Raw genomic sequence first — 12,752 nt, 5'->3', positions numbered from 1 at the left:
AACGCTCATCGCTTCGACGCGTCAGGGGCTCAGCGCTGCCTGAGGTTGTTCGCGACGATGCGCGCAACGTTCGCAATGGCGGCATTGCGCTGTTCGGCGGTGGCCATCGACCCCGTAAGGTAGACCGCCGCGAGGATGGGGGCACCGTCCGGCGGAAGCAGAAAACCGACGTCGTTGGCCGTTCCGCGATCTCCGGTGCCGGTCTTGTCTCCGACACGCCAGGACGCGGGCAGCCCGGCGCGCAGGCGAGTTGCGCCTGTCCGGTTCGCGAGGAGCCAGCTCTTCAGCCTCTCGCGGGAGCCCGGCGAGAGAGCCTCGCCCAGCGTGAACCGATCGAGGTTGGCGACCATGGAGCCCGGGCTCGTGGTATCGCGCGGATCACCCGGAAGGGCCTCGTTGAGGCTGGGCTCGGTGCGATCGAGTTGTGTGAGCGCGTCGCCGCTTTCGCGCAGAAAGCGCGTCAGCCCCGACGGTCCGCCGATCTGCGCCAGCATCAGGTTGCCGGCGGTATTATCGCTCAGCGTGAGTGCCGCCTCGCACAGGTCTGCCAGGGGCATCGCGCCCTCGGTCACGCGCGCCTTGGTCGTCGGCGAGTAGTCCACGAGATCGGCCTCCTGGTAGGCGATGCGCCGTTCCAGGCTCTCCTGCCCGGCCTCGACGCGGGTCAGGATCGCCGCCGCCGCCAGCAGCTTGAAGGTGCTGCAGAGCGGAAAGCGCTCCTCGGCCCGGTAGCGGAGCGCCCGGCCGCTGCTCGGCTCGAGAACCGCGACGCCGAGACGGCCGCCGAGAGAGGCCTCGATCCCCGCGAAGCTCTCCTCGGGCGATGGCTCCTCCGCCGAGGCGCTACGCCCCATTGCGAAAACAAGTCCGGCAGCGGCGACGGCACGTCTGGTGATCATGCCGACAGCCTCGACGCCGACCGTGACCAAAGCTTGACGCTCGCTTCGGAGCGCCCGACACAACCGGAGAGCCAGTTCGAGCCAACGGAACCGCACCCTCGTGTCCGACGACGATCGCGCGCCGCCGCCGCGCTTCAACGCGGCCCGCTACTGCCTCGCCGAGAATGCCCGTCACCGCGGCGACAAAGCGGCCCTGGTCGTCGTCGGTGAGCAAGAGGTGCAGCGCCTCAGCTTCGCCGAAGCCGATCGCGCGGTGCGCGCGATCGCGGGCGGCCTGTCGCGTCTCGGCCTGGAGCCGGGTACCCGCGTGATGATCCGCATGGGCAACGAAGCCGACTACGTCCTCGTCTATTTCGGGGCGCTCGCCGCCGGCTTGGTGGCGTTGCCCTCCTCGTTGCAGCTGACCGCGGCCGAGGCGGCTTTCCTGATGGAGGATTCCGGCGCCTCGGCGATCGTGCTCGGCGAGGGCGCCGTTATCAACCGTGATCGCCTCGGCGAGCGCATCCTGCTCGGTCCCGGTGAGATCGCGGCGATGAAGGCCGGCGAACCCGCGGCCGACTACGCCGACAGCGCCGCCGACGACCCCGCGACCCTCGTCTACACCTCCGGCACCTCCGGCTCGCCGAAGGGCGTGCTGCATGCCCATCGCGCGATTTGGGGCCGCCGCCCAATGCACGCACACTGGCTCGGCCTCACCGAGCACGACGTGATGCTGCATGCCGGCGCGATGAACTGGACCTACACCCTCGGCGTCGGCATCACCGATCCCTGGGCCTGCGGCGCCACGGCGATCGTCTATAACGGCCCGCGCGACCGCGGCATCTGGCCGGCCCTGATCGCGGCCCACGGCGCCACGATCTTCGCCGCCGTGCCGAGCGTCTACCGGCAGATCCTCAAATACGCCGACCTCGCGCGGCACGACCTCTCGCGATTGCGCCATGGCGTTACTGCCGGCGAGGCGCTGCCGGCCGACCTGCTGAACGCGTGGACGGAGACGACGAAAAAGCCGCTCTACGAGGCGCTCGGGATGAGCGAGATCTCGACCTACGTGTCGAGCGGTCCGACGATCCCCGTCCGGCCCGGCTCCCCCGGCAAGCCGCAACCCGGCCGCCGGGTCGCGATCCTGCCGGCAGAGGGAGAACCAGTGCCGCTGCGGGCCGGCGAGACCGGGCTTCTCGCCGTGCACCGCTCCGAGCCGGGCCTGATGCTCGGCTACTGGAACCGGCCGGACGAGGAAGAGGCCGTGCTGCGCGGCGATTGGTTCACGGGCGGCGATCTCGCCAGCCTCGACGCGGACGGCTACCTCTGGTTCCACGGCCGCAACGACGACCTGATGAACGCCATGGGCTACCGGGTCTCGCCGAACGAGGTCGAGGCAGCGCTGATCGAACACCCGGACGTCGCCGAGGCCGGGGTCGCCGAACTCGCCGTGCGTGCCGATCTCAAGGTGATCGCCGGCTTCGTCGTCCTGGCGCCGGGCGCTGCGCAGGACCCGCAAGCCCTGATCGCTTGGTGCGGCGAGCGCCTCGCCGCCTACAAGACCCCCCGCGAGATCCGCTTCCTCGACGCGCTGCCCCGCACCGTCAACGGCAAAGTCCAGCGCAAGCGCTTGGCCGAGACGCAAGCCTGACCGGACTTCGTGCTCAACCCACCGATGCCGGGGCGTCGAAAAACCCGCTGAGCCGTGCCGCCATTTCCGGCAGCCGTCCGAGGCGGGTTGACCGACTCCATGCGAGCTTCTAGAGCCGGTACCAACGGAGACGTGGCCGAGAGGCTGAAGGCACTCGTTTGCTAAATGAGCATACCCCTAATAAGGGTATCGAGGGTTCGAATCCCTCCGTCTCCGCCACTCAATCCTCGTAAGTCCGTGTAGAGATTGCGCTTTCGCCGTTGGTGCGAATGTGCAGCCCTGTCTTGCGCGCGGCGGCTCCCATTGTCGGCAACGACGGCGCAGTCTCCGCCATCCGCTTCGCGGCCATCTCTCCCGAAGATGGCCGACGCGCCCGGACAGACCGATCTGATCAGCCGAAACCCATCCTGCGCAGCTCGCCGAGCTTGGCGAGCCGCAGGCGAGGTGCGGAGACGTCTGGAACGCTCTATTCCGCCGCAGCGGGCGCCGGCAGGCGTTTCGGCTCGAAGCGGCCGTCATTGGCCGGCTGCATGTCGATGCGGCCATCGTGGAGTTCGTGCAGCGTCGAGCGGTGGCCGATCGAGACGATCGTGGTGCCCGGCAGCTTCTCACGCAACGTCCGGTAGATGCCGGCCTCGCTCGGCTCGTCGAGGGCCGCGGTGGACTCGTCGAGGAAGAGCCAGTCCGGCTTGGCCAGGATGGCGCGGGCGATGGCGAGGCGCTGCTGCTCTCCGCCGGAAAGGCGCTGGTCCCAGGCGTCGACCAGATCGAGGCTGTCGGCGAGTTGAGGGAGCTGAGCGGCGGTGAGTGCGTCGCGGATCGCGTCGTCCGAGAACTGGTCGGTGGTGTTCGGATAGCTAACAGCGCCGCGAAGGGTGCCGAGCGGGATGTAGGGCCGCTGTGGCAACAGCAACGCCGACTGGCCCGCCGGCACGTCTACCCGGCCTTTGCCGAAAGGCCAGATCCCCGCAATGGCGCGGAACAGCGTCGACTTGCCCGAGCCCGAGGGGCCGGTGACCAGCGTCGCCACGCCCTTGGGCAGCGCGAAGCCGGCGGTTTGGACGATCTCGCGCCCGTCGGGCAGCCCGAGGACGAGGTCCTTGGCCGTGACGTCGCCCCTGCTTTCGTTACCCTGGACGAGGCCGTAGCCGGCGCCGCTCAGGGCCTCGGCCTTGGTCATGGCGCGCTTGAAGGAGGAGAGACGGTTGGTGTTGGCCTTGTAGGAGGCCAGCGTCGTGTAGGAGCTGATGAAGAACGACAATGCGCCCTGCACGCTCGAGAAGGCATCCGCCGTCTGCTGGAACTGGCCCAGCGTGATCTTCTTCGCGAAGTAGGACGGCGCCGCGAGGATGTAGGGGAACACCACACTGATCTGGCTGTAGGACAGCGTCAGGCTGCCGAGCTTGATCCGGCGATAGATGATGCCGAGGTAGTTTTCGATGATCGAGTTGAAGAGGCCGCGCAGCCGCACGGTCTCGGCGCGCTCGCCGCGCAGCAGCGCGATCTGCTCGCTGTAGATGCGGGAGCGGGCAAGCGAGAAGCGGAAATCCGCCTCGACCTTCTCCTGGCGGAAGTCGAGGCCGATCAGCGGTCTGCCGACGAGGTGGGTGAGCCAGGTGCCGATCACGGCGTAGCCGATCACCAGCCAGACCAGGAAGCCCGGGATCACCGTATCGGTGAAGGGCAGCACGAAGTCCCGCGACAGGCTCCACAGGATGACCATGAACGAGACGAGCGTCGCCGCCTGAGACAGCAGCCGGATCGAGAGCGTCGTCGTCTGCTGGATGAACAGGTTGACGTCGCTCTGGATGCGCTGGTCGGGGTTGTCCGCGTGCTCGTCGGTGAACGGGATGCGGTAATGCGTGCCGCCGTCGAGCCAGCGTTCGTAGAGGCTCTTGGTGAGCCAGGTCCGCCAGCGGATGTGCAGGCTGGCATCGACGAAGACGTCGAGCATGCCGATGATCACCCAGACCGTCGCGAGCGGCCCGAAGATCCAGATCAACTGATACCAGAAGACCTCGGCCTTGTACTCCTGGAGGGCGTTGAAGAGGTCGCGGTACCAGAAGTTCAGGCGCAACTGCAGCGCGACCTGGGCGAAGGTGATGAAGATCGAGAGCGCGACCAGACGCTGGCCGAGCGTGCCCTCGGTGCGGCCGAGGAAGCGGAACGGGCCGATCTCGCGGGTCGGCTCATCGCGGGTGGCGAAGTAGGGGTCGGCGATCAGCGTGATGTCACGGATCGGCTGCAGATAGGAGATCGCCAGCACGATCGCCGCGAAGACGACGGCACCCGTCGAAGCGAATTCCGGCGGCAGCAGCGCGGCCAGGACCGGCGGGAGCAGCCCGAGCACGGCGGCTTGCTTGGCCAGCGCCAGGAACAGGAAGCCGATGCCGTAGACCGAGATGAAGATCTTCAGGTAGGCGGAGATGTTTCGGGAGGCGAGCAGGATGCCCGCCATCGCGAAGCCGGCGAGCGAGACGTAGAGCGGCGGCGAGGGCAGGCCCGGCGCCGCGATCAGCAGTAGCGCGACGATGGCGGTCAGGACGGCTTGGATGCCGAGCCCGCTCTTGAGTGCGGCCACGCTGGTCTCCCTTAGGATTTCTCGTATCGGCTCTGGCGGGTCGGCGATGCCGGAGCCCACCTGCCGAAGTCCCGTGGCGACATAGTGTTGCCGGGCAACCTCTGTCTCCTGAAATTTTGGTCAGGTTTGCCGCGGCGCCCTGGGGACGGCGGGTTTCAGCGTCGGTTCGCCCCTGGACCGGCCCGCTCGGGTGCGACCTCGTGGCCCGGTCGGGCCGCCGGTCAGTTTCCGTTCCAGTCCTCGAATTCGGGCGCCTTGCAGCGGTAGCCGACGGGACATTGCAGGTTGTCGCGGGTCGGCACGAAGCGGAGCTCGGCGATTTCCGTGAGCTCGCAATAGCCGCGGTCGGCCACGATCCGCTCCGAGAGGCCCGGCCCCGTCGCGAGCACGACGTCGCCGTCCTGCTTCACCAACGCCTTGGCGTCCGTGCAGGTCATGCGATTGGTCGCCAGCCGCTGCTGGGCGGCGGCGGGAGCCACCTGGGCCAGCGCCAAGGTGCTCGTCAGGAGGACGCGAGCGAAGGTCATGATGCCACAGGGCCGCGTGACGATTCCGGCCCAAGCTTGACCATGGCAGGTTCGGCCCGCCTGGAAAAGGGGCGCCGCCTGACGTACCGCCGTGCGGAAGCCTTATTCGCGCAGTTAACGAATCGCTGTGGCGTGAAAAGCCTTTAACAAACGATGAAGCGGCCGTAGAAACAACGAATCGCGCCGCTCCCAACGGGCGAGATCTCATCATGTCGAGCTTATCGATCCTGAACCTGGATGCCGTGCGCGCAGCCCCCGTCTCGCGCTCGCCCTACACCTATTTCCTCGGCAACGGCGTCCTGAACCAGGATGCGGTCGCCGAGATCCGGGAGGATTTCCCGGCCATCGCCAAGCCCGGCTACCTCACCGTCGACGAGGTCGCGCTCAAGGGCCGGTTCAAGGCGCTGATCGACGAGCTCGAGAGCGACGACTTCTCCCGCCTGCTCGGCGAGAAGTTCGGCATCGACCTCGTGTCGTGCCCGCGGCTCACCACGATCATGAAGAAGAGCCAGCCCAAATACGGCGCGATCCACACGGATGGGCCGTCCAAGGTGATGACGCTCCTCGTCTACATGAACGACGAGTGGGACGCCCCGGCCGCCGGCCGTCTGCGCGTGCTCTACGACGGTAAGAACTACGAGCCCTTCGCCGTCGAGGTGCCGCCGACCATGGGCACGATGTTCGCCTTCCTGCGCGCCGACAATTCCTGGCACGGCCACGAGCCGTTCGAGGGCGAGCGCCGGGTCGTGCAGGTCGCCTGGATCAAGGATGCGAGCGAGCTGGAGCGCAAGAAGAAGCGCAACGGCATGGCGCAGGTCCTGAAGGGCATTTTCGGGCGCTGATGATGTCAGAGGGGCCGAATATGAGCGTGGCGTACGAGATCAGGGACGAACCCGTCGTGCCCTATCTCGAACTGCCCGTCGCGCCCGTGCTCGACCTCGGCGAGCCGCGCCCCCTCCGTCTCGCCGTGCCTCTGCTGCTGGCGGCCGGATGGGGTGCGCTGCTGACCTTCAGCGTGATGTTCCTGATGGAGGACGGCCACAGCCCGGCGCCGCCCCCCGATCGCGCGCCGGTCGCCGAGCGTCCCGAGCCGGCGCGGACCAAGGAGGCGCAGGTCCGCCCGCTGGAGCCGGCCGAGGCGGTCGCTGCCCTAGTCGAGCCGGCCGCCGCGGCGGCGAGCGTCGTCAAGGTCGCGAATGCGACGGCCGAGCCACTGCCTCCCGCCACTCCGTCGCCCTCGGCCACGCCGCTGCCCACGCCGACGCCGGCGCCGGTTGCGGCCGCGTCGAACGCCGTCCCCCGTCCTCCGGCTCTGCCGATCGAGCGCATCGGCTATGTCGGGACCTGGGGTCCGAACGCACAAGCCTGCGGCTCGCGCAGCCGCCGGCGCGGCTACATTCCGGCGACGATCACCGAGGAAGGCGCCAGGGCCGGCCGCACGCTCTGCCGTTTCCGCAACGGCCGGCGCGACGGCGTCGCCTGGACCGTCTCTGCCGATTGCAGCGACCGCGGTCGCAACTGGACCTCGCAGGTGCGCCTGCTCGTGGACGGAGACCACCTGATCTGGACGAGCGCCAAGGGCTCGTCCTCCTATGTGCGCTGCGGTCGCCGCGACGGCTGAACCGCCGCGCCGTCAGAACGGCAGCAGCACGTCGACGATCTGCTGGCCGTAGCGCGGCTGCTGCACGTCGGTGATCTGGCCGCGGCCGCCATAGGCGATGCGGGCCTGCGCGATCTTCGTGGAATCGATGGTGTTGTCGGACTCGATGTCTTCTGGGCGCACCACGCCGGCGACGATGAGTTCGCGCACCTCGAAGTTGATGCGGATCTCCTGCTTGCCCTCGATGACGAGATTCCCGTTCGGCAGCACCTGCGTGACGATGCCGGCGACGTTCGTGGTCACCGTCTCCGCTCGCTGGACCGAGCCCGCGCCATCGCTCGACGAGGTCGAGGTCGCGTTCAGGAGCTTGTCGGCGCTGATGCCGGCCGCAGCTACCCCCGCGGCCTTCTCGAGGCCGAACGCGTTGGGCAGGCCGAAGCCCTCGGAATTGGCGCGGGTCCGCTTGGTCTCGTTGTTGAGGTTGGCCTTGTCGGTGACGTTGACCTTCACGGTCAGGATGTCGCCGATCCGGGCGGCGCGCTGGTCCTTGAAGAAGGCGCGCGAGCCGGTCCGCCACAGCGAATTCGGGGCGTAGGAGACCGGCTGCACGTCGGGCATCGGCAGGCGCACAGGCTTGTAGCCCGGCTGCGAGGTCGGGTCCTCGATCGCCGTGAGGTTCGGCTGGGCGCCGATCTGCGAGAGGCGGTCGGCCGTGTTGCAGGCGCCGAGGCCGGCGCAGCTGATCGCCAGCGCGAAGAGATGGGAAGCGCGGAGGGTCATGGAGGAGGGCCGCTCTGACGAGACAGGGACGGGTTCAGTTCACGCGCGGCGCGGCAGAAGCGCTCGCCTGCACGATGGGCTGCGAGCGGATCGGGCTCACCGAGACCCGGCCGGGACCGATCACCGTGGCCTGAAGCGTCTTCTTGGAGGCAGGGTTGGTCACGGAGACGGCGGCACCGAGCCGACCGGTCTCGTTCGCGATCCCGGTCATCGACAGCGAGACGCCCGGCATCTCGAAGACGATGGCGACGGCATCGCCCCGCTGGACGAGATCCGGCGGCGCCACGTCGCCGGCCCGTAGTACAGCGTTGGCGCTGAGCGAGCGCTGCGCGACCTGTCCGATCAGCGAGCTGCCATTGCCGAGTGCATCGCCGCCGAGGGCGTCGCGCGGACGCCGCTCCAGGGCGATGTCGCCCTGCGAGACGGCATCGCCACGGTTGAGCGAACGGGTGAGCACCGCGACCTCGCGGGTCTCGTAAACCTGTCCGGTGACGCGCAGCGAGGCCTGGCGTTCGCCGAGCACGATTAGGCCGGCGATCCGGTGCGAACGCGCATCGTAGGTGACGTCGAGAGCGTTGGCCTGCCCGTCGAGGCTGAGCGGCGCGAACAGGGTCGCCTCGCCGTCGAGGCGGACCGAGAGGTTTCCGGCATCGAGTCCCATGGTCGTGGCGAGCACCCGCTTGAGCGCGGCCTCGATCTCCGGCGCCCCGACGCGGCGAGCCGCGCGCTGGACCTGAATCTGGCTGCGACCGCCGGTGTCGATGTTGCCGAGATCGAGCCGGTCGACGGACTCGGCGATGCGCCGGGTCTGGATAGTCCCGGAGGTCCCGAGGGCTGGCGCGCGGAACATCGGGCGGCCGCTGAGTGCGGCCGGCGCGTTCTCGACGAGGTCGCCGAGGGTCAGGACGTCGCTTTTGGCAGTGATATCGCCGCGCAGGCGCAGCGTGTCGGCGCGGGCCAGCGACGGAAAGGCGAGCGAGACGGCGACGAGGGCCGAGACGGCGAGCACGACGCGAACGATCATTCCGGGTGTCGGGACAGGCGCGCTGCGGAGGGATGTCTGGCGAAGCGGTTTCAAGGGCTGCATCGGGATCAGGGCCTTCAGCCGCGGAACATCTGGGAGGTGGTGGAGAGCATCTGGTCGGCCGCCGTGACGACCTTCGAGTTCATCTCGTAGGCGCGCTGCGCGGCGATCAGGGACGAGATTTCGGTGACGGCGTTCACGTTCGCCTCTTCGAGGTAGCTCTGCTGCAGGTTGCCGAAGCCCTCGGAGCCGGGCAGGCCAGTGATGGCCGGGCCGGAGGCAGCGGTCTCCTTGAACAGGTTGTCGCCGATCGATTCGAGGCCGACCTTGTTGACGAAGCGCGCAAGCTGGAACTGGCCGAGGGTCTGCGGGGCGGTCTGGCCCGGCAGGGTCGCCTGGACCGTGCCGGAGGCCGAGATCGTCACCGAGGTCGCGGTATTGGGCACGGTGATCGAGGGGTCGAGCAGGTAGCCGTCGCGGCTGACCATGTTGCCCTGGGCGTCGAGGTCGAAGGAGCCGTCGCGGGTGTAGCCGAAGGTCCCATCCGGCATGCGGATGCGGAACAGGCCCTCGCCGCGGATGGCGACGTCGTAGTCCTTTTCCGTCGAGGTCAGCGTGCCCTGGCCCATGGCGCGGGCCGTCGAGGTGGTCTTCACGCCCGAGCCGAGGGCGAGGCCCGCCGGCAGGGTGGTGTTCTGGTCCGAGGTCGAGGAGCCGGCGCGGCGCAGGTTCTGGTAGAGCAGATCCTGGAAGTGCACCTGCTGGCGCTTGTAGCCGGTGGTGCGCAAGTTCGCGATGTTGTTGGAGATGACCTGGACGTTGAGTTCCTGGGCCGCCATGCCGGTGGCGGCGGAGTAGAGGGCGCGCATCGCGTGGGCTCCTTCGCGCTATCGTTCAGGCGACGTCGGCGAGACGGCGGATCGCCGTGCCGCGCAGATCGTCGAGGCGGGAGATGATGCTCGACACCGTCGTGTAGGTGCGGTTCACGTCCATCAGCCGGGTCATCTCGAGCACGGGCTTGACGTTCGACTTCTCCAGCGCACCGGGCTCCACGCGGCCGTCGAGGCCGGCGGCCCGGGGCTGCTCGGTCGAGGAGTAGATGTTCGCGCCCTCGTTCTTGAGGCCGCGCGGGTTCTTGAAGGTCACGAGCTTGATCCGCCCGCGAACGCCGAGATTGGTCGAGACCGTGCCGTCCGGCGCGATGGCCAGGCCGGTCTCCTGCTGGCTGATGCTGATCGGGCCGCCATCACCCTGCACGGCGTAGCCGTCGGAATTGACCAGCGTGCCCTTGGCATCGATCTCGAAGGCGCCGTTGCGGGTGAAGCGATTGCCGGCCGGGGTCTTCACCACGAGGAAGGCCTCGCCGCGCACGGCGACGTGCATCGGGTTGCCGTCCGGCTCGATCGGGCCCTGGCTGAGGTCGAGCGGCGTGCCCTGGTCGACGACGTAGGAAACGCGGCGGTCGGAGCCCATGAAGCTGTCGGCCGAGGCCGTCGGCATCAGGTATTCCTCGAAGCGGGCGCTGCGGGCCTTGAACCCGGTGGTCGAGACGTTCGCCATGTTGTTGGCGATCACGTCGAGTTCGCGGGCGAGGGCCATCTGGGAGGAGACACCGACGAAGAGCGCGTTCTGCATGGATCTCAGGGCCTCGACCGAAAAGCGGTACGGGACCATCTCCGCAGAAGCCGTGCCAGGTGAGGATTTTTCGTTTTTCCCTTGAAGCTTAGATGGTTAACGGTACGGCAGGCCCAGCGGGCCCTCATGCGCGGCCTGCCGTCGGCAAGTCCGACTCGGCAGATTTTGCCGTACTTAATCGCGCGTTAACCACGATCGGCAAAAGCTCGGCGCAAGAGGGTCGCTGATCGCGATCCGTGTATCGTCGCGCGGTGCGGTTCAGGAGCGTCCGGCATGGCCAAGAAGCCCAAGAAGGCGCCCGAAGGCGAAGATGGCGCAGCCGCCGAGGCCCCGAAATCCAAGAAGAAGCTGATCATCATTGCTGCCGCCGCCGCCGTGCTGCTGCTCGGGGGCGGCGGCGGCGGCTACTTCATGATGAAGAAGCCGGCCGCGGCCTCCGGCGAGCAGGCCGATGCGCATGGCGCGCCCGCGGCCGAGGGCGGCGGTGGACATGGCGCAGCCGCGCCGAAGATGGCCGTGGCTTTCCTGGAGGTGCGCGACCTCATCGTGAACCTCACCCCCGAGCCCGGCCAGTCGAAGGGCGGCTATCTCAAGCTGAAGGTCGCCCTCGAATTGAAGAACGGCCTCGTCGAGGCCGAAGTGAAGCCGCTGCTGCCGCGCGTCGAGGACACCTTCCAGACCTACATGCGCGAGCTACGCGCCTCCGACATCGCCGGCTCGGCCGGCCTCTACCGTCTCCGTGAAGAGCTGCTGCGGCGCGTCAACGTCGCGATCCACCCGGCCAAAGCCGAGGCGGTGCTCTTCAAGGACGTCGTCGTCCAGTAACCCGGCCAGACGCCACAGAAGCGATCGACACGACGATGGCCGACGAACCCGAAGAAGACGACTGGGCGGCCGCGCTCATCGAGCAGAACGAGAGCGGCGGCGGCGATTCCTCGCTGGCCGAGGAATGGGGCGCGGCCCTCGCCGAGCAGGGCACCACCAACAACACGGGTGACGTCGCCGCCGAATGGGCGACGATGATCGAGGACGGGGAGACCGAGAACCTCCCCGAGCTCGCCGGCAACGACCGCATCCTCGTCCAGGACGAGATCGACGCGGTCCTCGGCTTCAGCCTCCGCGAGCTATCGGCCTCGGGCGCCGGTGGCGTGCGCGCCATCGTGGATTCGGGCGTCGTCCAGTACGAACGCCTGCCGATGCTGGAAATCGTCTTCGACCGGATGATCCGGTTGTTGTCGACGAGCCTGCGCAACTTCTTCCAGGACAACGTCGAAGTCTCCCTCGACGGCATCACCTCGGTCCGCTTCGGCGACTACCTGAACGCGATCCCGCTTCCGACGCTGCTCGGCGTGTTCAAGGCGGATACCTGGGAGAATTCGGGCCTGGTCACCGTCGAGCAGACGCTGGCCTACTCCACCCTCGACCTGCTGCTCGGCGGCAAGCGCGGTGGCTCGGCGACGCGCCTCGACGGCCGGCCCTTCACGACGATCGAGATGAGCCTGGTGCGCCGGCTCGTCGAGATCATTCTGACCGACCTCGAAGCCTCGTTCCAGCCGCTCTCGCCGGTGCGGTTCTCGATCGACCGGATCGAGACCAACCCGCGCTTCGCCACGATCACGCGGCCGGCCAACGCCGCGATCCTGATCAACCTGAAGCTCGACATGGACGGCCGCGGCGGCGGCCTCCAGATCCTGTTCCCCTACGCGACCATCGAGCCGATCCGTGAACTGCTCATGCAGAGCTTCATGGGCGAGAAGCTCGGCCGCGACCACGTCTGGGAAAGCCACCTCGCCACCGAGATCTGGCAGGCCGACGTCGGCATGGACGCCGTGCTGCACGAGATGACCATGCCGCTGCGCAAGGTCATGGCGCTGAAGGTCGGCGACACCATCATGTTCGAGCAGAAGGCCTCCGACCTGATCACCGTGCGCTGCGGCGATTGGGCGCTGACGCAGGGCCGGATCGGGCGGATCGACGACAACATCGCCGTCCAGGTGGCGCGGCCACTGCGCCGTTCCCGCACGACGCTGCAGGCTTTCGAGGCCGCCACCTCCAACCGAACCGACGGCTGATTGG

12 protein-coding genes and 1 tRNA gene are annotated in these 12,752 nt (G+C 68.2%); 6 read left to right on the top strand and 7 right to left on the bottom strand.

From position 1 onward, the window contains the following. Positions 1-29: 29 nt before the first annotated feature. The gene (gene bla / locus GGR33_RS06315; protein ID WP_183502999.1) at positions 30-899 is read right to left on the bottom strand and encodes a class A beta-lactamase; all 870 of its coding nucleotides are present in this window, start codon (positions 897-899) and stop codon (positions 30-32) included. Between the two features lie 100 nt (positions 900-999). Between bla and GGR33_RS06310 the strand changes: the two genes are divergently transcribed. Continuing rightward, a complete protein-coding gene (locus GGR33_RS06310; RefSeq protein WP_183502998.1) occupies positions 1,000-2,529 on the top strand; it encodes a class I adenylate-forming enzyme family protein in 1,530 nt (509 codons plus the stop codon). A gap of 126 nt (positions 2,530-2,655) precedes the next feature. After that, positions 2,656-2,748 (top strand) — tRNA-Ser (locus GGR33_RS06305). Between the two features lie 247 nt (positions 2,749-2,995). Here GGR33_RS06305 and GGR33_RS06300 read toward each other — a convergent pair. Together GGR33_RS06300 and GGR33_RS06295 are read right to left on the bottom strand one after the other, a co-directional pair. After that, positions 2,996-5,110 (bottom strand): ABC transporter ATP-binding protein/permease, encoded by a 2,115-nt coding sequence (locus GGR33_RS06300; protein ID WP_183502996.1) that lies wholly within the window; start codon positions 5,108-5,110, stop codon positions 2,996-2,998. Positions 5,111-5,331: 221 nt separating this feature from the next. Continuing rightward, positions 5,332-5,637 (bottom strand): hypothetical protein, encoded by a 306-nt coding sequence (locus GGR33_RS06295; RefSeq protein ID WP_183502994.1) that lies wholly within the window; start codon positions 5,635-5,637, stop codon positions 5,332-5,334. 209 nt (positions 5,638-5,846) lie between these two features. Between GGR33_RS06295 and GGR33_RS06290 the strand changes: the two genes are divergently transcribed. Continuing rightward, a complete protein-coding gene (locus tag GGR33_RS06290; RefSeq protein WP_183502992.1) occupies positions 5,847-6,479 on the top strand; it encodes a 2OG-Fe(II) oxygenase in 633 nt (210 codons plus the stop codon). Positions 6,480-6,499: 20 nt separating this feature from the next. After that, complete coding sequence (locus GGR33_RS06285; protein ID WP_246412869.1) at positions 6,500-7,258, top strand: hypothetical protein; 759 nt, start codon at positions 6,500-6,502, stop codon at positions 7,256-7,258. A gap of 12 nt (positions 7,259-7,270) precedes the next feature. Here GGR33_RS06285 and flgH read toward each other — a convergent pair whose 3' ends face one another. From flgH to flgF, 4 genes are read right to left on the bottom strand one after another with little or no spacing between them, the layout of a single operon-like run. Continuing rightward, entirely contained in the window at positions 7,271-8,017 is a 747-nt protein-coding gene (gene flgH, locus GGR33_RS06280; protein WP_183502990.1) for a flagellar basal body L-ring protein FlgH, read from the bottom strand. Between the two features lie 34 nt (positions 8,018-8,051). Then, complete coding sequence (gene flgA, locus GGR33_RS06275) at positions 8,052-9,104, bottom strand: flagellar basal body P-ring formation chaperone FlgA (protein ID WP_183502988.1); 1,053 nt, start codon at positions 9,102-9,104, stop codon at positions 8,052-8,054. A gap of 14 nt (positions 9,105-9,118) precedes the next feature. Then, on the bottom strand, positions 9,119-9,910 hold the full coding sequence (flgG, locus tag GGR33_RS06270; protein WP_183502986.1) for a flagellar basal-body rod protein FlgG: 792 nt from the start codon (positions 9,908-9,910) through the stop codon (positions 9,119-9,121). A gap of 25 nt (positions 9,911-9,935) precedes the next feature. Then, positions 9,936-10,676 (bottom strand): flagellar basal-body rod protein FlgF, encoded by a 741-nt coding sequence (gene flgF / locus GGR33_RS06265; RefSeq protein WP_183502984.1) that lies wholly within the window; start codon positions 10,674-10,676, stop codon positions 9,936-9,938. A 273-nt stretch (positions 10,677-10,949) separates the two neighbouring features. On the opposite strand from flgF, the gene fliL reads away from it, so the two are divergent. Together fliL and fliM are read left to right on the top strand one after the other, a co-directional pair. After that, a complete protein-coding gene (fliL, locus tag GGR33_RS06260) occupies positions 10,950-11,501 on the top strand; it encodes a flagellar basal body-associated protein FliL (RefSeq protein ID WP_183502982.1) in 552 nt (183 codons plus the stop codon). A gap of 35 nt (positions 11,502-11,536) precedes the next feature. Continuing rightward, entirely contained in the window at positions 11,537-12,748 is a 1,212-nt protein-coding gene (gene fliM / locus GGR33_RS06255; RefSeq protein WP_183502980.1) for a flagellar motor switch protein FliM, read from the top strand. Positions 12,749-12,752: the final 4 nt, after the last annotated feature.

The organism is Methylobacterium brachythecii (genome assembly GCF_014196345.1).
GTDB classification, from domain to species: domain Bacteria; phylum Pseudomonadota; class Alphaproteobacteria; order Rhizobiales; family Beijerinckiaceae; genus Methylobacterium; species Methylobacterium brachythecii.
The sequence above is the reverse complement of the archived record's forward strand: the minus strand, read 5'-3'. Positions and strand labels throughout refer to the sequence as shown.

Coding starts and splice junctions, on each gene's coding strand:
- bla (WP_183502999.1), bottom strand. CDS start 899: ATGATCACCAGACGTGCCGTCGCCGCTGCCGGACTTGTTTTCGCAATG.
- GGR33_RS06295 (WP_183502994.1), bottom strand. CDS start 5,637: ATGACCTTCGCTCGCGTCCTCCTGACGAGCACCTTGGCGCTGGCCCAG.
- GGR33_RS06290 (WP_183502992.1), top strand. CDS start 5,847: ATGTCGAGCTTATCGATCCTGAACCTGGATGCCGTGCGCGCAGCCCCC.
- GGR33_RS06285 (WP_246412869.1), top strand. CDS start 6,500: ATGAGCGTGGCGTACGAGATCAGGGACGAACCCGTCGTGCCCTATCTC.
- flgH (WP_183502990.1), bottom strand. CDS start 8,017: ATGACCCTCCGCGCTTCCCATCTCTTCGCGCTGGCGATCAGCTGCGCC.
- flgA (WP_183502988.1), bottom strand. CDS start 9,104: ATGCAGCCCTTGAAACCGCTTCGCCAGACATCCCTCCGCAGCGCGCCT.
- flgG (WP_183502986.1), bottom strand. CDS start 9,910: ATGCGCGCCCTCTACTCCGCCGCCACCGGCATGGCGGCCCAGGAACTC.
- flgF (WP_183502984.1), bottom strand. CDS start 10,676: ATGCAGAACGCGCTCTTCGTCGGTGTCTCCTCCCAGATGGCCCTCGCC.
- fliL (WP_183502982.1), top strand. CDS start 10,950: ATGGCCAAGAAGCCCAAGAAGGCGCCCGAAGGCGAAGATGGCGCAGCC.
- fliM (WP_183502980.1), top strand. CDS start 11,537: ATGGCCGACGAACCCGAAGAAGACGACTGGGCGGCCGCGCTCATCGAG.